Genomic DNA, 23,865 nt, shown 5'->3' on the forward strand with positions numbered 1-23,865 from the left:
CGCGTATCAGAGGAAGGAATAGGGATCGACGTCCACGGCCAGCCGGACCGAGGCGGGAACCTTCACCCGCTGCAGCCAGGCACGCAGAAAGGCTTGCAGATCGACGTCGCGATCCGCGCGCACCAAGAGCCGCTTGCGCCGCCGCCCGCGCACCAGGGCCAGGGGCGCGTCGGCGGGGCCATAGACCTCCAGCCGTTCGGCGTTGGGAATGGCCTGGGCCAGGTCGGCGGCGGTCTTCTCCACAGCCTGAGCATTCTCGCTGGACAGGACGATCGCCGCCAGCCGGCCGAAGGGGGGCAGGGACGCCGCCTCCCGCTCGGCCATCTCCGCCTCGACGAAGGCGTTCCGGTCGCCGGCCGCCAGGGCCTGAAGCACCGGATGTTCGGGGGTCCAGGTCTGTAACAGGGCCCGTCCCGGCCGATCCGCCCGGCCCGCCCGTCCCGTCGCCTGGGCCAAGAGCTGATAGGTGCGCTCGGCCGCCCGCAGATCGCCGCCCCTCAGGCCCAGGTCCGCATCCACCACCCCGACCAGGGTCAGGCGGGGGAAGTTGTGGCCCTTGGCGGCCGCCTGTGTGGCGACCAGTATGTCGATCTCCCCGTGCGTCATCCGCTGGATCAGGGCCCGGGCCGCTTTGGCGTCGGGCGCGGTGTCCGAGCTGAACACCGCCGTCCGCGCCTCGGGAAACAGCTGGCGCACCTCCTCCTCGACCCGTTCGACGCCGGGACCGACCGAGACCAGACTGTCTTCGGCCCCGCACGACGGGCAGAGTTTCGGCCGGGCCATGGAGAAGCCGGTCAGGTGACAGACCAGTCGGCCGGTGTAGCGATGTTCGACCAGCCAGCTGTCGGTGTCCGGCGCCGTCAGCCTGTGCCCGCAGGCGCGGCACAGGACCACGGGGGCATAGCCGCGCCGGTTCAGGAACAGCAGCGTCTGTTCGCCGCGCGCCAGGGTTTCGCCGATCGCCTCCCTCAGGCTCTGCGACAGCCAGGTCTGCGGATCCGGAGGCGCCGCGCGCAGGTCGATCAGGTCGATGTCCGGCAGGACGGCGGTCCCATGCCGCGCGCCCAGCTTCAACCAGTCGTAGCGGCCGTTCTGCGCATTCCACAGCGTCTCCAGCGACGGGGTCGCCGAGGCCAGGACCACGGCCGCCCCCTCGATCCGCGCCCGCGCCACGGCCAGGTCCCGGCCGTGATAGACCAGCCCCTCTTCCTGCTTGAACGAGCCGTCGTGCTCCTCGTCGACGATGATCAGCCGCAGATTGACGAAGGGCAGGAACAGGGCGGACCGGGCGCCGACCACGATGTTGCAACGGCCCGCGATGGTCGCCTCCCACACCTGGCGGCGGCGGGGCGGGGCGACGCCGGAATGCCACTCTGCCGGGGCCGCGCCGAAGCGGGCTGCAATCCGTTCGATCAGGGCCTGGGTCAGGGCGATTTCAGGCAAGAGGATCAGGATCTGCGCCGCCGGATCGGCGCGCAGCACCCGCGCGATCGCCTCCAGATAGGCTTCGGTCTTGCCGGACCCCGTGACCCCGTCCAGCAGAAAGGGTCGAAACCCGCCCTGGGTCGCTCCGGCCGCCAGGGCTGAAGCCGCCGCCGCCTGGTCGCCGTTCAGGGTCGCCGGCGCATGGTCGGGATCGGGCCGGGCGAAGGCGGCTTCGGCGGCGATCTCGACGATCTCCAGAACCCCTTCGTCGATCAATCCCTTCACCACGCCCGCCGACACCCCGGCGTCCCGCGCCAGATCGGCGGCCGTCATCGATCGGACGCCCAGGGCCTCCAGCACGCTCGTTCGCGCGGGGGTGGCGCGGGCCGGCTGGCGGTCGCCGACCCGCCGCACCCTCCGTTCCGGCCGGGGACGCGGCGCGCGCAGACCCTTCAGCGCGGTGGCCGCCATCTCGCCGGGCGGGGACAGGGTCCAGCGCCCGGCCCATTCGACAAAGTCCATCACCCCTGCCGGCAGGGCGGGGTCGTCCAGCTTCGAGTCCACCGCCTTCAGCCGCCGGTTCGAGCCGGTGGTCTCGAACACCTCGGCCACCACGCCCCGGATCAGGCGCGGCCCCAAGGGGACGGCGACCTGATCGCCGCGCGCCAGGCTCAGCGCCTCGGGAACCTCGTAGTCGAAGGCTTCCGGCACCGGCAGGGGAATGAGGACCGAGGCGACTTTCACCGAACTGCGCCCTCGGCTATGAAGCCGTCCATGAAACTCTTTCTCGATACCGCCGACGTCGCTGTCATCAAGGACATGGTTCCCACCGGCATGGTGGACGGCGTCACCACCAATCCGTCGCTGATCGCCAAGTCGGGTCGGAACATCGCCGAGGTCATCGCCGAAATCTGCGCCCTGGTCGAGGGCCCGATTTCCGCCGAGGCCGTCTCGCTCGATTTCGAGACCATGGTCAAGGAAGGCGACAAGCTGGCGGCCATCGCTCCGAACGTCGTCGTGAAACTGCCCCTGACCTGGGACGGTCTGCGCGCCTGCCGCGTCTTCACCGACAAGGGGATCAAGACGAACGTCACCCTGTGCTTCTCCGCCGCCCAGGCCCTGCTGGCGGCCAAGGCCGGCGCCACCTTCGTCTCGCCCTTCGTCGGGCGGCTGGAGGACAATGGCGCCGACGGGATCGCCCTGTTGGAAGAAATCCGGGTGATGTACGACGTCCATGGTTTCGAGACCCAGATCCTGGCCGCCTCGCTGCGCAACGTCGCCCATGTGGCCGCCGCCGCCGTGGCCGGATCGGACGCCGCCACCTTCGGCGCCGACACTTTCAAAGCCCTGGTAAAGCACCCGTTAACCGACAAGGGTCTTGATGCCTTTGTGGCGGACTGGGCCAAGACCGGTCAGTCCATCCTGTAACTCACGCGTCACGGAGAAGGTCTGTTGAGCGGCTCATTGGACCTTTTCGAAACCGCTGAAGCGCAGCCGGTTCCCCATCTGGGCGACGGCCTGACCTGGCCCGAGGTGCGCGGCTGGCTCCAGACCCATTCCCAGACCCTGCTGGACGATCGTTCCTTGCTGGAAGAGATCGGCCTGCGTCCGCACGGACGCAATGTGGTCGAGTTCGGCGCCGCCGCCCTGACGCGCCTCGAGGCGGTGGTCGAGCGCGAGGCCGGCGCCCGGCGCGAGGTCGAGATGATCGCCCGCGCCAATTTCGCCGCCCAGACCCAGACGCATGTGGCCGCCCTGGATCTGATGGAGGCGCGCAATCATTCCGACCTGGCGCGACGGCTGGATGCGGCGGCCCAGGGCCGGTTCGGCCTGGCCGGCGCGGCCATCGCCCTGGAGAAGCCGGGCGGCGTGCCGTTCGGCTGGCGCGCGCTCGAGCCAGGCGCCGTGGACAATCTGCTGGGCGAACACGGCCTGACCTGGCTCGGCCCCATGTTCGAGGGCTTGGACCTGTTCGGCGCGGCCGGGGATCAGGTCCAGTCCGTCGCCCTGGTCCGCATGGCCCCGCATCTGACGCCGGGCGAGCCGCCTCGATCCTGCCTGTGCGCCTTCGGCTCGCCCGAGCCCGAGGGTTTCACCCCCAACATGGGCTGCGAACTGGCGGCCTTTCTGGCGCGGGTGGTCGAGCGGATGGCCGAGCGATGGCCGGTGTTGAACTGACCGCCGCCGAGGCCCTGCTCGCCTGGCTGGAGCATCTGGCGCACGAGCGACGGCTGTCGCCCCGCACCCTTGAGGCCTATGGCCACATCGGCCGGCTCTATGTCGCCTTTCTCGAACGCCATCGCGGCGAGACCCTGACGCTGAAGGCCATGGGAACCATCACCGCCGCCGAGGTGCGTGCGCATTTAGCCGACCGCCGCAGCGGCGATCACCCCCTGGCGGCCCGATCCCTCAGCCAGACCCTGTCGGCCGTCCGGGGCTTTCACGCCTTCCTGGACCGGCGGCTGGACACGCCCGCCCCCCAGCTGGCTCTGGTGCGGGGTCCGCGGATCAAGCCGGCCCTGCCCCGCCCGGTCAGCGAGGACCAGGCGCGCGGCCTGCTGGCCGAACCCGACGCCGATCCCGACGCGGAGCCTTGGGAGGCCGCCCGCGACCGCGTCGTGCTCAGCCTTCTCTACGGCTGCGGGCTGCGGATTTCCGAAGCCCTATCCCTGACTCGCGCAGAGGCTCCTTTGGGCGACTCCCTGCGGATCGTCGGTAAGGGATCGAAGACCCGGATCGTCCCGGTCCTGCCCGCCGTGCGAGCGGCGGCGGACGCCTATCTGGCCCTGCTGCCCTTCATCCTTCAGCCCGCCGACCCCCTGTTCCGGGCTCGGCGGGGCGGCCCGCTCAGCCCGCGCCACGTTCAAGCCTCGGTCCAGCGACTGCGCGGCCGGCTGGGCCTGCCCGAACGCACCACCCCCCACGCCTTGCGCCACAGTTTCGCGACCCATCTGTTGGGGGCCGGCGCCGATCTGCGCTCCATCCAGGAACTGCTGGGCCACGCCAGCCTGTCCACCACTCAGAAATACACCGGCGTCGATGCGGAGCGCCTGTTGAGCGCCTATTCCGCCGCCCATCCGCGCGCGAGCGGCGCCTGACGGATCAGGGCGCCGTGGTCGTGACGGGCGTGCGCATCGCCAGGATTTCCCGTGTTCGCCGGGTGATGCCGTAGAGGACGCCGGGCTCGCTTTCATCCCAGTCGATCGCCTGTCCCTCGGCCTCTATGCCGAGGGTCTCCAGATGATCCAGAACTCCCCCGCCGTCGGGCAGGGCGACGACATAGAGTTCGGGCCGGTCGTGGCCGGTCAGATAGAGACGTCCGTCCGGTCCCCAGCCGCCGCCGGAAATGCTCATCGGCGCAATCCGCTCCAGAATGGAGGCCGGCAGCCCCCAGGCCTCCAGCCGTCGCCACTGGTCGTCGAACCGCACCAGGGTGGTGTGGCGGTGGTCGCGCGGCGCCTCGCCCCCGCGACCGTCATAGTTCGCGAACATGGCCCACCAGGCGCCGTCATGTCGATCAACCCAGGTGATCGAACCCGTCCCCAGACCCAGGGCGACGCTGCGCTTGTGATGCAGGTCGACGGCGTCGAAGACCTCCACCGTGCTGATCTGAGGAACGGCGGGAAAGTTGGAGCTGGCGCAGACCAGTTCGCCGTCGATCACGGCGCAGGAGTTGATGTGCGGAAATCGGGCGCGGTCGCCGGTCCATTCGGCCTGTTTGGCGCCCGTCTTCTTGTCATAGCGCACAATCGACCAGTTGGAGACGGCGTAGACGTCATCGGGTCCCACCGCCGCGCCCTGACGCGCCTCGGCCTCATAGCGACGCAGGGTCTGAGCCTCGCCCGCGAGAACGATCGGCGCGACCGCGTCGCCTCCGCCCGTCGGCGCGGCCTGGGCGGCGGAGACAAGCAGAGACAAGAGCATTGAAGCGAGCATGACGGAGGTTCCTTCAAAAGGACAGGGGCCGCCTCCTGGGGGAGGCGGCCCCTTGCGTGGCGGGGATCAGAAGCTGGCGGAGAGGCCGACCCAGTAGGTCCGGCCGTAGTTCGCCGATTCCTGAAGATAGGTTCGACCCGGGCCGGTCACTTCGCGACGGCCCGAGTTGGACAGGTTCTGGCCTTCCACAAAGACGGTGAGGCCGTTGCCGAAGCGCCAGCTGACCGAGGCGTCATAGACGTGGCGCCCCTTCCAATACTGGTCGGCGTTCGGGATGGTGTCGTTGATCGTTTCCAGGAAGCCGCCGATATAGTTGTGCGAGACGCGGGCCTCGATCGGGCCGCGCTGATACCAGATCGATTCATTGGTGGTGGTCGCAGGCTGCTGGAACAGGCCCGTGTGACGCTTGCCCGCCGTGGTCAGGAAGGTGAACTCCGTGTCCAGGAAGGTGGCGTTGGCGCTGACGCCCAGGCCGTCGAACGGCGCCGGCAGCATGGTCAGGGCCTGCTGGAAGGCGACTTCGACGCCGCGAATCTTGGCCGTTTCGGCGTTCGTCGGCGTCGAGACGATCACCGCCTCCACGCCCCGGCCCACGTCCAGGTTCTGGACCGAGCTGAGGGTGAAGATCTCGTTGGCGATGTCCTTGGTGAACAGGGCCACCGACATCAGCCCGTCGGTCGGATAGTATTCGAACGACAGGTCCAGACCCTCGCTCTCACGCGCCTTCAGGCCGGGGTTGCCGCGTGACAGGGTCGGCTGCGAGCCGTCGAAGCTGATGCTCTCGCTGGCGGCGAGCGAACCGAAGTCCGGCCGGCCGATGGTGTTGGTCCAGGCGGCGCGGACGACCACGTTTTGACGCAGGTTCCAGCGCAGGTGCAGGCTGGGCAGCCAGTTGTCGTAGTCGCCGCTGTTCGACACCGGCGTCAGGACGCCGCCGGACAGGCGGGCGGCGTCTGAACTGACTTCGGTCTTCTCATAGCGCAGTCCGCCCAGCAGGGTCAGGTCGCCGATCTTGTAGCTGGCCTGGGCGTAGCCGGCGAAGACGTCCTCGGTGACGTCATAGTCGCCGGTCGGGGCGGCGGTCTTGGCGTCGAAGCTGGCCGCGTTGGCCGCATAGAAGGCCTCCGCCGTGGCGACGTCGATGCGCGGCGTCAGACGATACTGGCCTTCGATCAGCTTGTCCGGCCCCGGACGATCGACCTGATCCAGGGTGTAGATGAAGCCCGGCTTGGTCGTGTAGTCGGTGCGGCTGGACCGATAGCTGCGATCGCTGGAGCGCCACACGGCGCCGACCTTCGCCTTCAGGTTCCGCGTCTCGCCGCCGTCGTCGAAGGCCAGGTTGAACCGCGCCTGGGTGGTGTCTTCATCGGTCCGCAGCAAGGACACGCGCCGTTGCTGGAGATTGAACAGGGTAGGGTCGCGGAAGGCCGTCGGATTGGTCGGCGTGAACACCGGGAAAAAGTTCGAGGTGTCGTAGCGGAAGCCGAAGTTGGCGTTCGACGCCGTGCGGAACTCCATCGAGGTGTTGGGGGTCTCTGAGCCCGCCTGTGAATAGACCAGATCGCCGTCCAGCCGCCATTGCGGGGCGGCGTCCCACCGGAAGGCGGTGCGGCCCAGGCCGATCTCGCGACGGGTGATGGGCTGGTTCAGGCCGATGATGTTGCGGCCTGTGGCGAAGGTTCCCGAGGTGCGGGTCTGGTTGGTCACATTGCCGACCGGCTCGGTGCGGAACTCGGTCCGCTCCTCATCGTCCTCCATCCGGGCGTACAGGGCCGAGACCTCCCAGCGGAAATCGACGCTCGGCCGCCATTCCAGCTTTCCGTTCGCGCCCGAACGCTGTTTGGTGTTGTTGTACCAGAACAGGCGCAGCTGGGTCGGCACCTGGATTCCGTTGCCGGTCGGAGCGCCCGAGTTCACCGGCTTGCCGGCCGCGTCGTATTCGCGGATCGAGGGCGCGGCCGATTCCGCCTGTGGAATGTCGTAGTCGAGCTGCTCGTGCGAGGCGCCGATCACCACGCCCCATTCGTCGGCCGCGCCGAAGCGGCGACCGGCGGCGAAGGCCAGGCGATACGACGGATCGTCGTTGCGGACGTCGCCGTGCTGTTCATAGACGCCGTAGGAGGCCATGCCGTTGAAGAAGGGTTTGGCTGCGTCGAACGCGCTGCGGGTGGCGACATTGATCACGCCGCCGATGGCGTTGCCGTCGTTCTCGGGCGTGACCGTCTTGATCACCTCGACCCGGCCGGCCATCACGGAGGGCACGATGTCCATCGGCACGGTGCGGGCGCTTTCATCTACCGAACCCACGAAGGCGCCGTCGATGGTCGTGCGGTTGTAGGTGGAGGCCAGGCCCCGAAGGATCGGCCAGCGCGGCTCGCCCTGATCCTCCATCACCGAGACGCCGGGAATGCGGCGCAGGGCGGCGGCGGTATTGTGGTCCGGCAGCTTGCCGATGTCGTCGGCGGAGACGGCGTCCATCACCTCGAACTCAGCGCGTTTCACGGCGATGGCGGCGCGCTGCGCCTCGCGCTGGCCGGTCACGACGATCTCATCGACCTCGGCGGTCGGGTTGTCCTGAACCTGGGCCTGGGCGCTGGCCGCAAGTCCGGCGCTGATCAGGGCGGTGGTGGCGAGCAGAAACCGTTGCCGGCTCTGTGACGAAAAACACATGTTCTATCCCCCAACGTCGAATTTCGACGGGGCTCGCATAGGGGGCGGAGGCGACGTGCAGGCGTCTGTTCTGTGTCGCGCCCGACAACAGTGGGTGGAGATTCGATGGCGATTTCGCCGCTACGCGCCCTTTGCGACCCGAGGCTGTGCGGAGATTGCGACAGTCGGTCGATTGTCAAAACCTGAGCCGCCTCGGCGCAAACGGGACGTTAACCGAAGCGGCGCACCCTCTTGTCAATGTGGCCGCCGGAAACGTCTGGTCGGCCGTGGAGGGCCGGCCCATGTCGACCAAGATGACTTCGAGCGTGCGTCGCCACAGCGACCATTTCGAACCGCAGGACACCGATCCGCACGAGCAGCGCCGCCTGCGCGGCCAGTTGGAGCAGATCGACTACGCCGCCTATGTCGCCAATAAGGAGCTGATCGGCCACACCCTGACCGGTCTGGACGCCGCCTCTCTTCAGAAACTGGCGGTCCTGACCGCCGGCGCCCGCGCCAAATGGGGGGCCGAGGCCCTGCGCCTGGCCCATTCGGGCTCGCCCGTCACCCCCGACCAGGTCGCCCGCCTGACCGCCGCCCGCACCGCCTTCGACGAACTCGCCGAAGTCTACGAAGCCCTGCGCCGCATGGTCGAGCGCGGCTATGTGGTGTTGAAATAGGCTCTAAGGACGCCTGGTGGAGCCGAGGGGAGTCGAACCCCTGACCTCGTCATTGCGAACGACGCGCTCTACCAACTGAGCTACGGCCCCGTTCCAGTCAGGAGCAGGCCTCCAGGCGAGCGCGGGACATAGAAGGCGGGCGGGCGTGGTGTCAACGGGCTTGTGCGCGCAATCCGCGCAGGCGACCGCAGAAGATTGTCGGATGGGCGGGGGACGGCTAGAAGCCGAGGTTCGCGCCTTGCAGGAGAATACATATGGGCACCGCCCTGGTCTGGCTTGTGAACACCGTCATCGGCCTGATGGTCTGGTTCATCATCATCCAGGCGATCTTGAGCTGGCTGTTCGCCTTCGACGTGATCAACCATCGCAACCGGTTCGTCAGCCAGATCGCCGACTTCCTGGACCGGATCACCGCCCCCATTCTGGAACCCTTCCGTCGGATCATTCCGCCGCTGGGCGGGATCGACATTTCGCCCATCGTCGTCCTGCTGCTGCTTCAGTTCGTCCGCATCCTGTTCAACGCCTCGGCGGCCCCCGTCCTGGTCGGCATGCTGGGCTGAGGCGCCACGGCGGTCGGAGATTCCGACGCGAGACGGCGATTCCGCCCTTGCGCCCGGCCGCCAGCTTCCTAAAGGTGCCGGCCCCGACCATTATTGACCACGGTTCATGAGCACGATCACCACAGTCGCCGTCCTGGGCGCCGGACAGATGGGCGCAGGCATCGCCCATGCGGTGGCCCTGGGCGGCTATTCGGTCCGACTCTACGACGTGGCGCCCGCGCGGTTGCCGCTGGCTCAGGGCGAGATCGCCGCCAGCCTGTCGCGCCACGTCGGCCGCAATCTGGTGACCCAGGCCGAGGCCGACGCCGCCCTGGCCCGGATCGCCGTCACGACGGTCATGGCCGACGCCGTGTCCGACGCGGACCTGGTCATCGAGGCGGCGCTGGAGGACGAGGCGGTCAAGAAGGCCCTTTACGCCGAGGTCGCCCCCCATCTGGGCCCCCAGACCCTTTTGGCCTCCAACACCTCCTCCATTTCGATCACCCGACTGGCCTCGGCCTCGGATCGACCCGACCGGTTCATCGGCCTTCACTTCATGAAGCCGGCGCCGGTCATGCGACTGGTCGAGATCGTGCGCGGCATCGCCACCTCGGCCGAGACCCATGCGGCGGCCGTCGATTTCGCCGAGAGCCTGGGCAAGACCACGACCGACGCCGAGGATTTCCCGGCCTTCATCGTCAACCGGATCCTGGTGCCGATGATGAATGAGGCGATCTTCGCCCTGTATGAAGGGGTCGGCAACGTCGCCTCCATCGACAAGGCGCTGCGCCTGGGCGCCAACCATCCGATGGGGCCGCTGGAGCTGGCGGACTTCATGGGACTGGACGTGGTCCTGGCCATCATGAACGTCCTGTACGACGGGCTCGCCGACAGCAAATACCGCCCCTGTCCGCTGCTGGTGAAATATGTCGAGGCCGGCTGGCTGGGCCGCAAGAGCGGGCGCGGCTTCTATGACTATTCCGGCGAGACGCCGGCGCCGACGCGATGAGCCGGTTCGAGACCTATGCCGACCTGCCGGGCCAGGCGACCATCCAGTCGCGGCCGGCGCCGCTCTATCCGATCCTGGCCTCTCTGGCCGGCGCCGCCTGGCCCCCGCTGATTCTGACCCTGCCCTTGTGGCCGCCCAACGCGATCGGGATGGGGCGTGACATCGACTGGCGGATTCTGGTGCTGCTGATCGGTCTGGCGGCCGTTCCTGCGGGCCTTTGGCGGATCAATCAGGAACGCCGTCGCGAGGGTCGGCCCGGGTCGCGCCTGGGCGTGGTCTGGCGTTTCATGCTGTTCGGCGGCCTGACTGCGGCCCTGGTCCAGGTGGTCGTCAGCCTGGTGATGGTGGTCCTGGGCTGGCTGGAGGCGGGCGACCTGATGCAGGGTCTCGGCGCGACCGAGACGACCCTCCTGATCTTCGGCGTGGGCGGCCTGCCCATCGCCATGATCGTCGGGGTCAGCTACGCTCTGTGGGCGGGTCTTTGCGTGGCCTTCATCGCCTTTGAGGCGCGCCCGACGATCGAGGTCGGGCGGCGTCGCTAAGATTATCCGAGCGCCGCTCAAGCGCTGAAACGCTTTGGGGGAGGCTGTGAATGTCGACGGTGAACCAGACGACGGAACCGACCGGATTGGCGCCGGTCGAGGCGCCGGCCCGTATCGCTTCTCTGGACGTGATGCGGGGGCTGGCGGTCCTGGGCATATTGGCGGTGAACGTCGTCTCCTTCGGCCTGCCCTTCATGGTCTATGGCGATGCGGACCTCAGCCCCTTTCCTGTGACGGGCGCCAACGCCGTGGCCCGTTGGGCGATGGACGTCTTCTTCCACCAGAAGTTCATCACCCTCTTCGCCATGTTGTTTGGCGCTTCGATCTTTCTGGTGGGCGGTGAACGAAGCGATGCGGCGCGGGGGCGGCTGCTGCGCCGGCGCCTGTTCTGGCTGGCTGTGATCGCCCTGATCCACGGCCTGGCCTTCTGGTACGGCGACGTCCTTCTGCTCTACGCCTGGTCCGGCCTGTTCGTCATGCTGATGCGGTCCTTCTCCGCCCCTGTTCTGATCGGGGTCGGGCTGGGCGTCACCCTGGCGCTGGGGGCGATGCAGGCGGGGTTGAGCTGGCTGATGGTCGCCGGGCCCGCAGAAGTGGTCGAGGCGATGAAACAGGGCCAGCCGCAGAACAGCCAGGAGGCCGTCGCCGCCGCCATCGCCGCCTATCGCAGCGGCTGGGCCGGGGCCATGGGCCAGAACCTGACCGCCTGGTTCTTCCTCCAGGGCGCCAGCCTGGCCATGTTCGTCTTTTCGACCGTCGCCCTGATGATGACCGGCATGGGTCTGTTCAAGGCGGGTTTCCTCAGCGGCCGGGCGCCGACCTGGCTCTATCTCTTCGTCCTGGCGGTCGGGAGCGCGGTCCTGGCCCTTGTGGCGACGACCCATTGGACCGAAATCATGGCCGCGCCCGACGCCCATCCGACGCAAGGGCTGGCGGAGGCGGTCGCGGCCTTCCCGATCCTGGTGACCCTGGCCTATGTCAGCCTGATCGTGCTCGTGACCACGCGCGGACCGGCCTGGCTGGTCGCCCCGCTTCGGCCGGTGGGGCAGATGGCCCTCACCAACTATCTGAGCCAGACGCTGATCATGACCACCCTCTTTTACATGCCTTGGGGGCCGCGTCTGTTCGGTCAGGTGGACTATGTCGGCATGTGGGGCTTGGTGGCGGCCGTTTGGGCGGTCCAGCTGATCTGGTCTCCGCTGTGGCTGGCGCGGTTCAGAATGGGGCCGCTGGAATGGGTGTGGCGCTGCCTGACCTATGGGCGGCGCGTGCCGATCCGAAAAGCCGCCTGATCGCGCTTTTATCAGCGGCGTGAAAAGATTAACTGAGGAGCATGGCCGCCCCGGACACTCCCGCCGAAACCTTCAAACGCGCGCTCAGCCACGCCGCCCGCGCCCTGGCCGAGCAGCCTGAGCTGGAGGTGGTGTTCGGGTCGGACGGACCCAAGCTGGCTGGCGGGATACTGACTCTGCCGCATCCCCCACGCGACCCCTCCGGTAACGAGAGCGCGTCCCTGCGAGGCCAGGCCGACCGCCTGGCCCTGCGTTTGGCCAATCATGACGCGGGGATCGACGCCCGTATGCGCCCCGCCGACACCCAGGCGGCCGAGGTTTTCGACGCGGTTGAACAGGCGCGGGTCGAGGCCGTGGGCTCCGAATTCCTGGCGGGGGTCAGGGACAATCTGGACGCCGCCCTGGTGACGCGGCTGGAGAAGACCGGGGCGCTTCGCATCCTCGAGCCCGAACGGGCGCCGGTTTCGGAGGCCGTGGCTCTCCTGGTGCGTGAACGGCTGACGGGCCGGCCTTCGCCCGAAGGAACCAAATCCCTGCTGGATCTGGTTCGAGCCGGCATAGAGGCCAAGGCGGGCGATCAGCTGGACGCCCTGACCGCGACCGCCGGCGACCAGGCTCTGTTCGCCGAAAAGATGCGCGAAGTGCTGCGCGCCCTGAACCTGGATCCCGGCGACGGCCAGGGCGAGGACGCCTCGGACGACCCGGGCGATCAGGAGCCGGATCCCCAGGAGCCCGACGCCGACGATCAGCCGGACGAGGACGAGGAAGAGGAGGGCGGCGAGGGCTCCCAGTCCATGGAGGGCGACGCCGACGATCAATCGTCGGAGCAGGAGCGCGAGAGCCGCCCTGAGGGCGCGCCCGCCGATCCGGAGGGCGACGGCGCCGAGGACGGGCCGGAGCTGAACGAGGGCCAGCAGCCCAATCGCCAGCAGACCGCCGACGACGGCCGGGCGGTCGACTTCTACCGCGTCTTCACCACCGCCTATGACGAGGTGGTGAACGCCGCCGACCTGTGCGATCCGATGGAGCTGGAGCGGCTGCGCAATCTGCTGGATCAACAGCTCACCCTGCTGGCCAGCGTCGTCTCGCGCCTGGCCAATAAGCTGCAACGGCGGCTGCTGGCCCAGCAGAACCGCGCCTGGACCTTCGATCTGGAAGAGGGGATGCTGGACACGGCCCGGTTGACCCGGATCGTCACCGACCCGACCGCCCCCCTGTCCTTCAAGGCCGAGAGCGAGAGCCCGTTCCGCGACACGGTCGTGACCCTGCTGCTCGACAATTCGGGTTCGATGCGCGGGCGGCCGATCATGGTGGCGGCGGTCTGCGCCGATATTCTGGCCCGCACGCTGGAGCGTTGCGGCGTCAAGGTCGAGATCCTGGGCTTCACCACCCGCGCCTGGAAGGGCGGACAGAGCCGCGAGGCCTGGATCAGCGCGGGCAAGCCCGCCAATCCCGGCCGGCTGAACGACCTGCGCCACATCATCTACAAGGCCGCCGACGCGCCCTGGCGCCGGGCCAAGAAGAATCTGGGCCTGATGATGCGCGAGGGCCTGCTGAAGGAGAACATCGACGGCGAGGCCCTGCAATGGGCGCACAATCGCCTGCTGGCCCGCACCGAGCAGCGCCGCATCCTGATGGTCATTTCCGACGGCTCGCCTGTCGATGATTCGACCCAGTCGGCCAACGCCGCCCTTTACCTGGACAAGCACCTGCGCCAGGTCATCGCCGAGATCGAGGACCGATCGCCCGTCGAGCTTTTGGCCATCGGCATCGGCCATGACGTGACCCGCTGGTACCGCAAGGCCCTGACCATCGTCGACGTGGAACAGCTGGCCGGCGCCATGACCGAAAAACTGGCCGAACTGTTCGAGGCGGACGCCGCGGCGACGCTCGCTCGCCGGCCGCGTCAGAAGATCGCCGCATGAGACGTCGTCTACCGCGTCTCGCGGCGGCCTGGGCGGCCCTGGCGCTGACGGCCTGCGCCGCGACTCTGGGCCCGCCACAACCGTCCCTTTCAGACGAAGACGGCTGGTCCTTCGCCGCCGCCGAGTTGAAGCCGGTCGGTCTGGGCCTGCCCGGGGCCGTCCTGGCGCCCGGCGTGCGTTTCGCGGGCGGGATCGAGATCGTCGCCGGCCTGGGATCGCCGCTGCATGGGCTTTCCGATCTTAAACTGAGCGGAGGCGGCGGCTTTGTCGCCGTATCCGACGCGGGGGACCTGGTTCGCGGCCGTCTGCGGCTCAACGCCCAGGGGCGGCTCGTCGGCGTCGATGGTCTGGCGTCTCACCGGCTGGCCCTGGAGGACGGGACGCCGATCAGCGACAAGCGCGACGGAGACGCCGAGGGTCTGGCCCTGACGCAATCAGGCGACCTGCTCGTCAGCTTCGAACGTCGCCATCGAATTTGGAATTACGGCCCGCTGTCGGCCGTGCGCGCCCCCCGACCGGTTCCGTCGCCCGCCGTCGCCTTTGCGGACAATGAAGGCATGGAGGGCCTAGCCGCTTCGCACGCTCAGACAGACGGCTGGCGCGCGGTCGGCGAAGGCGGCGGCGTCTGGGACTGCACGATGAACGGCTGTCGCACCGTCGTCTCGCCGCCGGCCGAGGCGCCCCGCGATTCCGACTATCGCTTCACCGGTCTGGATCGCGATCCGTCCGGCGAAGGCTGGTTCGTGGTGGAGCGCCGCTATACGCCGCCGATCGACATGCGGGGCCGGGTGCGGCCCATGGCGGCAGATGGGTCTTTGGGACCTGTCCTGATCGAACTGAAGCTGCCCGGCACGACAGACAATTTCGAAGGCGTCGCGGCCGAGCGGCGCGGCCAGGCGACCCGGCTCTATCTGCTGTCGGACGACAACGCCAATCCGGCCCAGCGCACCCTGCTGCTGGCCTTCGACATTCGCTAGACCGGGCCCTGGATCAGGCCGCGCCCGCCCATTGGGTTTTTTCCGGCTCGGTCTCGACCGCCAGCAGGGCCTTGACGAAGGCGTCGCGCCAGATGCCCACGTCGGTGTCGCGCACCACCTGCATCAGGGCCTCCCACCGCCGCACCCGCTCGGCCAGGGGCATTGTCAGGGCCTTCTGGATGGCGTCCGAGAGCTCCTCGCGGCTGTAGGGATTGACCAGAAGCGCCTCACGCATCTGTTCCGCCGCCCCCGCGAACCGGGACAGGATCAGGACGCCGGGATCGTCGGGGTTCTGGGCGGCGACATATTCCTTGGCGACCAGGTTCATCCCGTCGCGCAGCGGCGTCACCAGCCCAACCCTGGCGGCGCGATAGATCCCCGCCAGCTGGTCGCGGCGGTAGGTGCGGTTCAGATAGCGGATCGGCTGCCAATCCATGTCGGCGAAGGCCCCGTTGACCCGCCCGGCCAGGGCGTCCAGCCGCGCCCGCATGTCCTGATAGGAATCCACATCGTCCCGCGAGATCGGCGTGACCTGGAGCAGGAAGACCTCGCCGCGCATCGACGGATTGTCCTGCAGGAACTGCTCATAGCCCAGCAGCCGCTCCTCCAGCCCCTTGGAATAGTCGAGCCGGTCCACGCCGACGATCATGGCGCGAAAGGCCGCCGAGGCCGCCATCCGATCATAGGTCCGGGTCCCGAGGGTCGAGTTCTTCGCCGCCAGGAAGCCGTCCACATCGATGCCGATGGGGAAGACGCCGGTCTGAACCCGGCGGCCGAAACACTCCAGCCCGCCATGACCGAACAGCTCGCCCTGGGCCTCGCTGACCACATAGTCGGTGAAGAGGTCGCACCATTCGCGCGTATGGAAGCCGATCAGATCGAAGTCGAACATGGACTCCACCAGCCGCCGGTGATGCGGCAGGGTCACCAGCAGCTGGCGCGTCGGCCAGGGGGTGTGCAGGAAGAAGCCGATCCGGTTGCGGACGCCCAGACGACGCAAGTCCCGCGCCATGGGGATCATATGGTAGTCGTGGATCCAGATGACGTCGTCCGGCTTGATCACCGGCGCCAGAACCTCGGCGAAGCGGCGGTTCACCCGCTCATAACCCTCGCCGTAGGAGCGTTCGTACTGGGCCAGGTCGATCCGGTGGTGGAACAGCGGCCACAGGGTCTTGTTGGCGTAGCCGTTGTAATATTCCTCGACGTCCTGGGGCTCCAGATCGACCAGTCCGACGGTCACGCCGGCGCGGTCCTCCACCTTCATCTCGCCGGTGAAGCTGTCGATCGTCTCTCCAGACCAGCCGAACCAGAGGCCGTCGTATTTTCGCAGGGCCGCAGACAGGGCCATGGCCAGGCCGCCGGCGGAGCCCGCAGCGGGATCGGTCGGGGCCGAAACCCGGTTGGATACGACGATGAGACGGCTCATGACTTCACTTCGGCAGCGATCCCAGCCCCGGGACCAGAAAGATCAACGCACGTCGGTCCAGGATCGGCTCAACATCACGGCGCAATTGATGATCCCGACCAGGGAGTAGGTCTGGGGGTAGTTGCCCCACAGCTCCCCGTCCTCGACGGAAATGTCTTCGCTCAACAGGCCGGCCTGGGTGCGACGGGCCAGCATCTCTTCGAATATGGCGCGCGCCTCCTCCACCCGGCCGTTCTGATGCAGGGCCTCGATGAACCAGAAGGTGCAGAAGTTGAACGCGGTCTCCGGCTCGCCGAAGTCGTCCGGCTCGACATAGCGGAACAGGAAGGGTCCTTTTTTCAGATCCCGCTCGATTGCATCGAAGGTGGCCACCTGGCGCGGATCATGCGCGTCCAGAAAGCCCAGATCCGTCAGTTGCAGCAGGGAGGCGTCCAGTTCGCGTCCGCCGAAACTGGCGGCGAAACGCCCCTCGTCCGTCAGGAAGGTCTCCGCCTCGATCCGCTCTCGGATGGCCGCCGCCCGCTGACGCCAGACGTCGGCGCGAGCCTGCAGGCCCAGATGATCCGCCGCCTTGGCCAGACGGTCGCAGGCCGCCCAGCACATGACGGAGGAATAGGTGTGAACCCGCGCGATGGTGCGGAACTCCCAAAGCCCTGCGTCGGTCTGGTCGTGCATGGCGAAGGCCCGCTCGCCGACCTTCTCCAGAGCGTGGAAATCCTCGATCGTTCCGGGACGCAGCAGGCGTTGGTCATAGAAGGCCTGGACCAGGGGCAGGACGATCTGGCCATAGACGTCGTGCTGCAGGTGCTCATGGGCCTGATTGCCGATCCGCACCGGCTTCATGCCGCGATAGCCCTCGACCGTATCGACGATGCTCTCGCCGATGCCCGGCTCCAGCCCCACCCCATAGACCGGCTGGACATGGCCGCCGGCCGAGGCGTCAACCAGATTGCGCAGATAGCCCAAGTAGTTCTCGAGAATGTCGACCGCCCCCAGCCGGTTCAGCGCCCGCACCGTATAATAGGCGTCGCGGATCCAGCAGTAGCGATAGTCCCAGTTGCGCCCGCTCTCTTTGAATTCGGGCACGGAGGTGGTCATGGCCGCGACGATGGCGCCCGTCTCCTCATAGGCGCAGAGCTTCAGGGTGATGGCCGCGCGGATGACGGCCTCCTGATAGTCCAGCGGCAGATAGAGTTTGCGGACCCAGTCCTGCCAATAGGCCACCGTGCGGTCCAGCGCGGCCTGAACCCCCGGTCCCACATCCTGATCATAGCCCTCGTCCGGGCCGAAGAAGAAGGCGTGCGGCCGTTCCAGCCGAAAGATCCGCTCCTCCAGAACGTGAGAGACGGGACAGTCGGTCGTCAGACGGAAGGTGACGTCCGGGCATCGGAACCGGATGTGATTGGAGCCCGAGGTGTGGGGCGCCCGCCGCGCGCCCCAGTCGGACGAGGGGCGCAGCCGGACGCGGATACGCGGCGTGCCGTGCAGCGGTCGAATGATCCGCCCGAAGGCGAGGGGGCGATAGGTTCGCGAATGTTTCGGATGGCGCGGGGCGAAGTCGATGATCTCCACCGCGGCCCCGTCTTCGGCCGTCAGAACGGTCTTGAGCACCGGCGTATTGCGGACATAGGCCTGGCTGACGTGTTTCAGCCCCTCCAGCTCGACGGACCAATAGCCGTGCTCGGGCGCTTCTCCGTTCATCAGGGCCGAAAAGACGGGGTCGCCGTCGACGCGCGGGGCGCAGGCCCAGACGAACCGGCCCTGACGGTCGATCAGGGCGCTGATCGCGCAATTGCCGATGGGGAAGAGATCGAGATTGGGCGTCATCGATTCAGGCCCCCGCCACCGCTTCCAGCCAGGTCAGGACGTCGTCCACATCGTCCAGGCGATAGCGGGCCGCGGTTTCGCGCTCAGGCCCGACGAGCACGCCATAGCCGCCCAGGGCGGCGGCGGCTTCGAAACCATGTTCGTCGGTCAGGTCGTCGCCGAGCATGACGGGGGTCGCCCCCTTGAACGGCCCCTCCTGCATGAAGGCGGCGACGGCTGTGCCCTTGTCGGCGCCCGGCGTCTTCAACTCCAGCACCATATGGCCAGGCTGCAGCGCCAGGCCTGTCTCGGCCTGCAGCTGCCGGGCCAGTCGCTGCGCCGCCGCGCCCTGGTCGGGCGCCAGTCGATAATGCAGGCCCGCAGAGACTCCCTTGTCCTCGACGATCACCCCCTGCCGGTCAGCGGCGAAGGCGTGAAAGGCGTCCAAAGCCTTGGCGACAGCGGCGTCGGCCGTCGTCCTCTGGACCGGGCCGCCTTTCAGGCGACGCTCCAGTCCATGAACGCCCGAGGCGGACTCTAGGGCCCGGTCGGTGATCCGGTCGATCTCTCTTATGGTGCGGCCGCTGACCACGGCCACCCGGCCGTCGAGGCGATGCTGCACCGCCTTCAGCACGGCCGTGCGGCGCGCCACGGGACCGACCTCGTCCGGCGTCGGCGCCATGGGCGCAAGGACGCCGTCCAGGTCGAGGAACAGGGCGATTCCCTGGGCGGCGACCGGCGGTCGGGGCAACAACAGATCGGCGGCTCCGGCGTGAGACGGCATAGGTATCTGACTCTTTACGGCTTCCCCAGGCCCCCATAACGCGCCAAAGCGGCAAAGGTTGACCCGAAAGCGACAAAGTCGTCTGAAAGAGGCGGTGCGCGCCGCCGAGGGGACTGTCTGCGGCCGTGCGTTGAAACAAGGAGAGCCCGGCCGCGGGCCTGACCAAACATGACCGAGATCGCCCATTCCTCGCCCGAAGACATCGCCGCCATGACGGGGCGCGCCCGCGAGGTCATGCGGTTGAACATCGAGGCGCTGGAAGCGCTGGAGCGGATGATCGACGTCTCGATCGCGCGGGCGGTGGATGTGATCATGAGCCGCCCCGGCTATGTGGTCGTCACCGGCATCGGCAAGTCCGGCCACATCGGCGGCAAGATCGCCGCCACCCTGGCGTCCACCGGCACCAACGCCTTCTTCGTCCATCCGGCGGAGATGAGCCACGGCGACCTGGGCATGCTGCGACCGGATGTGACGGTCCTGGCCATCTCCAACTCGGGCGAGAGCCGCGAACTGCGCGATCCGCTGATCTTCTGCCAGCGCAACGGCATTCCGGTCATCGCCATCACCCAGCGTCCGACCAGTTTCCTGGGACGCAACGCCGCGGTCTGCCTGACCATGCCCAAGGTGGCTGAGGCCTGTCCGAACGGCCTGGCGCCGACCACCTCGACCCTGATGACCCTGGCCCTGGGCGACGCCCTGGCCATGGTGCTGATGGACCGGCGCGGGTTCAGCGCCCTGGATTTCGGTCTGCACCACCCCGGCGGCGCCTTGGGCATGAGCCTGCAAAGCGTGCGGGAATGGATGGGCGACAACGCCGCGGCCCCGGCCAGCGTGCCGCTGAACGCCAGCTTCAGCGAAGTGGTCTCAGCCATTACGGAAGGCCGAAAGGGGGCGGTCGCCGTCTTGAAGGCGGACGGCGCCTTGGCGGGGATCGTCACCGACGGCGACCTGCGTCGCGCCTTCCAGCGCGACATCACCGGCCTGACCGCCGCCGACATCATGGGGGCCAATCCGATCACGGTCGATCCGGACGCGCGGATGAGCGACGTCGTCGACCTGCTGACCGCGAACAAGATTTCCAATCTGTTTGTGGTGGAGGAGGGGCGGCCGACCGCCATCGTCCATATCGCGGAACTGATGCAGGCCGGCTACGTCGCCTGAGCCGCTGATGATGCGTATCCTCTATGACGCCAGCCGGCTGATGAGCCGGGCCGAACGTTCCGCCCCCACCGGCGTCGATCGTGTCTGTCTGGCCTATGCCGAATGGCTGCTGTCACGGCCCGACGTCGTCACCCTGCCGGTTCGCGGGCGCAAGAACCGCCTGGTCGCCGTCCAGCCCGAGTGGTTCCGGGACTTCGTGGTCGATCTGCGCGCGCGTTGGAGCGGGGCGGGCGTCGCCCCCGCCGACGTGGCGCATGAAGCCTTGTTGCTCGAGGCTCTGGCCGCCCCCGCCCGACCCGCAGAGTCTGTCATCAGTCCCCCGCCCCCGCCGGAGCGTGAGAAGCCGGCGGACAAGGGACGGGTGTTGAAACAGTTCTTCAAATCCCGTCACGTCGCGCCCCTGCCGGCCGCCGACCTCTATCTGAACGTGGGCCATACGACCCTGCATCAGGCCGACGCTCTGAGGGATCTGGAAGCGGCGGGTGTGGAACGGGTCGTTCTGATCCATGATCTGATCCCCATCACCCATCCGGAGTTCTGTCGGCCGGGCGACGGCGCCAAACACCACGCCCGAGTGACCCACGCCCTGCGTCACGCCAGTCGGGTGATCGTCAACTCGGCCTATACCCGCGACGAGTTGCGGGCCTTTGCGGCGCGAGAAGGTTTGCCGCAGCCGCCGGTCCATGTGGCGCACCTGGGCCTGGAACCGGCCTTCGTCGCCGGCGATGCGGTGGCGACCAGCCGTCCTTATTTCGTCCATGTGGGCACCATAGAGGCGCGAAAGAACCTGGCCCTGTTGCTGACCTTGTGGCGGCGGCTGGAGGAACGGCTGGGCGAACGCACCCCCTCCCTGGTCTTGGTCGGGCGCTACGGCTGGGAGAATGAGGCGGTGCTGGATCATCTGCAGCGCTCGCCCAATCTGCGGGGGATCGTTCACCAGGCGGCCAACCTGTCCGACGAGGTGCTGGCGCGCCTGATGCGGGGCGCGCGGGCGGTGCTGGCGCCCTCGTCGGTCGAGGGGTTCGACCTGCCTGCGGTCGAGGCGGTGGCCATGGGCCGCCCCCTGATCGCCTCCGACATTCCGCCGCACAGGGAACTGACGCCCCAAGCCGAGTTGATCGATCCCCTGGACGGGCTGGGCTGGCTGGCGGCGATCGAGCGGGCGACCATGACGTCTCCGCCCGCCGCCTCGGAAGGTCGCGCTGCGCCGTCGTGGGAAGCCCATTTCGACATCGTCGCTCGGGCGGTCGGCCTGGCGGCGGCCTCGCCTCTGGCGGGCGGTGCGAAAGGCGGGTAATCAACGCGCGAACAAGGGCCGATCCGTTTCCATGACTCGCACCATCCTGCCGCTTGCCATCGTCGCCATCCTGAGCGGGTGCTCCACCCTGCCGCGCGACGGGCCCTCGGGCGCTTCCATCGACGCTGGGGCCTCTACAGCCCAGGCCCTGGGCAGCTACGCCCTGGTGCCGCTGACCTATGAGGTCACGGAGCGGATGAAGGCCGTGCCGCCTCAGTTTTTCGGCACCCTGGCCGCCGCCTCCAGCGACCAGCCGGTCGATGTGATCGGCGAGGGCGATACGCTGGCGATCTCGATCTATGATCCTTCAGGCGCCCTGTTCGGCGGCAGCCTGGGTGGGACATCGGCTTCGGCGCGCACGGTTCCCAACCTGTCCGGCGGTTCCCAGGCCCTTCCGGGGGTGACGGTCGATCGCAGCGGTTCTGTTTCCGTGCCCTTCGCCGGTCCGGTCCGCGTCGTGGGCCTGACCTCGACCCAGGCGGCGGCCGCGATCCGCCGCGCCCTGGTCGGCAAGGTCGCCAATCCCCAGGTTCTGGTGGGGATCGCCGGCAACGCCTCCAACACCGTCAACGTCCTGGGCGACGTTCGTCAGCCGGGGCGCGCGCCGCTGGGCGTCAACAGCGACCGGATTCTGGACGTCATCGCCGCCGCCGGCGGATCCGCCCGCCCGACCGACGATCTGACGATCAGCATCCAGCGCGGCGGGCAGACCTACACCGCCCCCCTGTCGGCCGTGACGACCGAGTTCAGCGAGAACGTGCGCCTGCAAAGGGGCGATGTGATCAACGTCCAGTACAAGCCGCGTCGGTTCTCCACCTTCGGCGCTCTGAACGCCGTCACGCAGGTCGACATGCCCGCCGGACCCATGACCCTGACGGGCGCCATGTCCAAGGTCGGAGGGCTGAACACCGCCACCGCCAACGCCCGGCGCGTTATGGTTTTCCGCTTCGAGCGACCGGAGGTGGCCCAGGCTCTGGGGATCAACCAGCCGGCCACGCCCAAGGGGGTGCCGGTGGTCTATCAGCTGGACTTCAACAACGCCGCCAATGTCTTCGCCGCCACCAATCTGGAGATCATGCCCGAGGACGTGATCTATGTGCCCCTGGCCGGCGCCGCAGAGGCGCGCAAATTCTTCGAGTTCGTTCAGAGCGTGACCCGCGTCGTCTATGACGTGTCGGTGACCAGCGCGATCAACGTCGACTGACGCCCGTGCAGGCGTGGCTCGCCCTTCTGTCCCGGCTGACGGGGCGCGCCGCCGCAGTCGCGACTGATATTGTCGATCCGGCCGGCGCCGCAGACCCCTTCGTCCGTCCTGCGGAAATCCCCTCGGAGGCTCCCTCGCCTCTGGATCAGGCGCTGGACGAGATCGAGGCGGGCGCCCTGGAGGTCTATGCCCGCGCCGGCCTCCCGACCCGCCCCGGCCATTATCGTCGGGCGCCGAACCAGACGGTTTGGGACTTTCTCTCTGCGGATCTGACGCCCGAGGCGCGGTTCGCCCTGGCCTTGGAGCATCCGCCGGAGACGGGTTGGCGCTTCGCCCGGCTTCAGGACCTGGGCGCGCGATCCGATCGTCCCGACCTGCGCGCGGCGTCCCGGTTGCTGAACGAGATCGCCGATCTGCGCCTCGCACGGAGGGGTGTTCTGACTGAAGATCATCTGCTGGTCGCCATGGAGCTCGGCGGGGCCTGGCGGGCGCTGCGAGACGCCAGACGGGCCGCCACTCAAGCCGAGGTTCCGGCCGCCCCTGCGGCCAAGGCGCGCCAGCCTGCAGGAAAGACTTCAGGCAAGTCTTCGGCCAAGACTCCGCGCGCCCGCCGCGCCAAGCCGTCCAACACGGCTTAACATGGCTTGGGACGAAGAGTCTGGCCCACGCGGCGCTGAATGCTCGTTCGCCGCCCAGACGGGGATGGGTGGGAAATTGCCCGGTTGGTTTTGTTTGACGCAAAGTTGATCTAAGAACGGGCCCTCCCCGAACGTCAGAGTTTCCCCATGTCCGACGCCCCTGAGTCCCCGCCCGACACCCCGCCCGTAGGCCGCATCATCGCCATGCCGGCCGACACCAACCCCGAAGGCGACATCTTCGGCGGCTGGTTGCTGGCCCAGATGGACGTGGCCGGCGCGACTCCTGCCTTTGAACTGGCCCAGGGACGCTGCGCCACCGTGGCCCTGGACGGCATGGTGTTTCACCAGCCCGTCTCCGTCGGCGACGAGGTCAGCATCTACGCCAAGGTCGTCGGCACGGGCCGCACCTCGATCCGCATCCATGTCGAGGCCTGGAAGCGGTCGCGCGGTCAGCCGCTGGCCACGTCCGTGCGCGTGACCCAAGGCGTCTTCACCTATGTGGCCATCGACCAGTACCGCAAGCCGCGCCCCCTGCCGGGCAAGGAATAGGCGGAAATCTTGACCTCGCGCCGGGG

The 23,865-nt window shown here is 68.1% G+C and carries 21 protein-coding genes and 1 tRNA gene; 15 read left to right on the forward strand and 7 right to left on the reverse strand.

Translation table 11 applies throughout. The features are described 5' to 3' along the window. Positions 1-6 precede the first annotated feature (6 nt). Entirely contained in the window at positions 7-2,169 is a 2,163-nt protein-coding gene (locus GGQ93_RS08935; RefSeq protein WP_183216486.1) for a primosomal protein N', read from the reverse strand. A gap of 30 nt (positions 2,170-2,199) precedes the next feature. Here GGQ93_RS08935 and fsa point away from each other — a divergent pair, with 30 nt between their 5' ends. Genes fsa through GGQ93_RS08950 form a run of 3 tightly spaced genes read left to right on the forward strand, consistent with a single transcriptional unit; the run spans position 2,200 to position 4,523 of the window. After that, positions 2,200-2,853 carry a fructose-6-phosphate aldolase gene (gene fsa, locus GGQ93_RS08940; RefSeq protein WP_054766781.1) on the forward strand — a complete coding sequence of 218 codons (654 nt, stop codon included), beginning with the start codon at positions 2,200-2,202 and terminating at the stop codon, positions 2,851-2,853. A 36-nt stretch (positions 2,854-2,889) separates the two neighbouring features. Further along, complete coding sequence (locus tag GGQ93_RS08945) at positions 2,890-3,603, forward strand: DUF484 family protein (protein WP_183216704.1); 714 nt, start codon at positions 2,890-2,892, stop codon at positions 3,601-3,603. Beyond that, positions 3,585-4,523: a tyrosine recombinase XerC gene (locus GGQ93_RS08950; protein WP_183216488.1), complete on the forward strand. Its 939-nt coding sequence runs from the start codon at positions 3,585-3,587 to the stop codon at positions 4,521-4,523. The genes GGQ93_RS08945 and GGQ93_RS08950 overlap by 19 nt, the downstream gene beginning before the upstream one ends. Before the next feature lie 4 nt (positions 4,524-4,527). On the opposite strand, the gene GGQ93_RS08955 is transcribed toward GGQ93_RS08950, so the two are convergent. Continuing rightward, positions 4,528-5,361, reverse strand: coding sequence for a hypothetical protein (locus GGQ93_RS08955; protein ID WP_182713749.1), 834 nt, complete (start codon positions 5,359-5,361; stop codon positions 4,528-4,530). 66 nt (positions 5,362-5,427) lie between these two features. Next, positions 5,428-8,031 (reverse strand): TonB-dependent receptor, encoded by a 2,604-nt coding sequence (locus GGQ93_RS08960; protein WP_183216490.1) that lies wholly within the window; start codon positions 8,029-8,031, stop codon positions 5,428-5,430. Between the two features lie 281 nt (positions 8,032-8,312). Between GGQ93_RS08960 and GGQ93_RS08965 the strand changes: the two genes are divergently transcribed. Then, positions 8,313-8,690 carry a hypothetical protein gene (locus GGQ93_RS08965; RefSeq protein ID WP_054766780.1) on the forward strand — a complete coding sequence of 126 codons (378 nt, stop codon included), beginning with the start codon at positions 8,313-8,315 and terminating at the stop codon, positions 8,688-8,690. Positions 8,691-8,704: 14 nt separating this feature from the next. Here GGQ93_RS08965 and GGQ93_RS08970 read toward each other — a convergent pair. After that, positions 8,705-8,780 (reverse strand) — tRNA-Ala (locus GGQ93_RS08970). A gap of 164 nt (positions 8,781-8,944) precedes the next feature. On the opposite strand from GGQ93_RS08970, the gene GGQ93_RS08975 reads away from it, so the two are divergent. The 6 genes from GGQ93_RS08975 (at position 8,945) to GGQ93_RS09000 (ending at position 14,974) form a co-directional block, all read left to right on the forward strand. Then, on the forward strand, positions 8,945-9,250 hold the full coding sequence (locus tag GGQ93_RS08975; RefSeq protein WP_183216492.1) for a YggT family protein: 306 nt from the start codon (positions 8,945-8,947) through the stop codon (positions 9,248-9,250). 106 nt (positions 9,251-9,356) lie between these two features. Then, on the forward strand, positions 9,357-10,238 hold the full coding sequence (locus GGQ93_RS08980) for a 3-hydroxybutyryl-CoA dehydrogenase (RefSeq protein WP_183216494.1): 882 nt from the start codon (positions 9,357-9,359) through the stop codon (positions 10,236-10,238). Further along, the gene (locus tag GGQ93_RS08985; RefSeq protein WP_183216496.1) at positions 10,235-10,780 is read left to right on the forward strand and encodes a phthalate transporter; all 546 of its coding nucleotides are present in this window, start codon (positions 10,235-10,237) and stop codon (positions 10,778-10,780) included. The genes GGQ93_RS08980 and GGQ93_RS08985 overlap by 4 nt, the downstream gene beginning before the upstream one ends. A gap of 50 nt (positions 10,781-10,830) precedes the next feature. Then, on the forward strand, positions 10,831-12,072 hold the full coding sequence (locus GGQ93_RS08990; RefSeq protein ID WP_054764331.1) for a DUF418 domain-containing protein: 1,242 nt from the start codon (positions 10,831-10,833) through the stop codon (positions 12,070-12,072). Positions 12,073-12,113: 41 nt separating this feature from the next. Continuing rightward, entirely contained in the window at positions 12,114-13,997 is a 1,884-nt protein-coding gene (gene cobT, locus GGQ93_RS08995; protein ID WP_183216498.1) for a cobaltochelatase subunit CobT, read from the forward strand. Then, complete coding sequence (locus GGQ93_RS09000) at positions 13,994-14,974, forward strand: esterase-like activity of phytase family protein (protein WP_183216500.1); 981 nt, start codon at positions 13,994-13,996, stop codon at positions 14,972-14,974. Before cobT ends, GGQ93_RS09000 begins: the two co-directional genes overlap by 4 nt. A gap of 13 nt (positions 14,975-14,987) precedes the next feature. Here the strand turns inward: GGQ93_RS09000 and GGQ93_RS09005 are convergent, their stop codons facing one another. Genes GGQ93_RS09005 through otsB form a run of 3 tightly spaced genes read right to left on the reverse strand, consistent with a single transcriptional unit; the run spans position 14,988 to position 18,990 of the window. Beyond that, positions 14,988-16,400, reverse strand: a complete 1,413-nt coding sequence (locus GGQ93_RS09005) for an alpha,alpha-trehalose-phosphate synthase (UDP-forming) (RefSeq protein WP_183216502.1) — start codon at positions 16,398-16,400, stop codon at positions 14,988-14,990. 42 nt (positions 16,401-16,442) lie between these two features. Further along, complete coding sequence (locus GGQ93_RS09010) at positions 16,443-18,227, reverse strand: glycoside hydrolase family 15 protein (RefSeq protein ID WP_183216503.1); 1,785 nt, start codon at positions 18,225-18,227, stop codon at positions 16,443-16,445. Between the two features lie 4 nt (positions 18,228-18,231). Then, positions 18,232-18,990 (reverse strand): trehalose-phosphatase, encoded by a 759-nt coding sequence (gene otsB, locus GGQ93_RS09015; protein WP_224764297.1) that lies wholly within the window; start codon positions 18,988-18,990, stop codon positions 18,232-18,234. Positions 18,991-19,158: 168 nt separating this feature from the next. On the opposite strand from otsB, the gene GGQ93_RS09020 reads away from it, so the two are divergent. From GGQ93_RS09020 to GGQ93_RS09040, 5 genes are all read left to right on the forward strand, one after another. Next, positions 19,159-20,151, forward strand: coding sequence for a KpsF/GutQ family sugar-phosphate isomerase (locus GGQ93_RS09020; RefSeq protein WP_054764326.1), 993 nt, complete (start codon positions 19,159-19,161; stop codon positions 20,149-20,151). Between the two features lie 7 nt (positions 20,152-20,158). Next, positions 20,159-21,448, forward strand: a complete 1,290-nt coding sequence (locus tag GGQ93_RS09025; RefSeq protein ID WP_224764298.1) for a glycosyltransferase family 4 protein — start codon at positions 20,159-20,161, stop codon at positions 21,446-21,448. Between the two features lie 31 nt (positions 21,449-21,479). After that, positions 21,480-22,652: a polysaccharide biosynthesis/export family protein gene (locus tag GGQ93_RS09030; RefSeq protein WP_183216505.1), complete on the forward strand. Its 1,173-nt coding sequence runs from the start codon at positions 21,480-21,482 to the stop codon at positions 22,650-22,652. 5 nt (positions 22,653-22,657) lie between these two features. Next, the gene (locus GGQ93_RS09035; protein WP_183216507.1) at positions 22,658-23,290 is read left to right on the forward strand and encodes a hypothetical protein; all 633 of its coding nucleotides are present in this window, start codon (positions 22,658-22,660) and stop codon (positions 23,288-23,290) included. A gap of 147 nt (positions 23,291-23,437) precedes the next feature. Further along, entirely contained in the window at positions 23,438-23,839 is a 402-nt protein-coding gene (locus GGQ93_RS09040; protein ID WP_183216509.1) for an acyl-CoA thioesterase, read from the forward strand. Positions 23,840-23,865: the final 26 nt, after the last annotated feature.

The organism is Brevundimonas aurantiaca (assembly GCF_014199955.1).
Lineage (GTDB): Bacteria > Pseudomonadota > Alphaproteobacteria > Caulobacterales > Caulobacteraceae > Brevundimonas > Brevundimonas aurantiaca.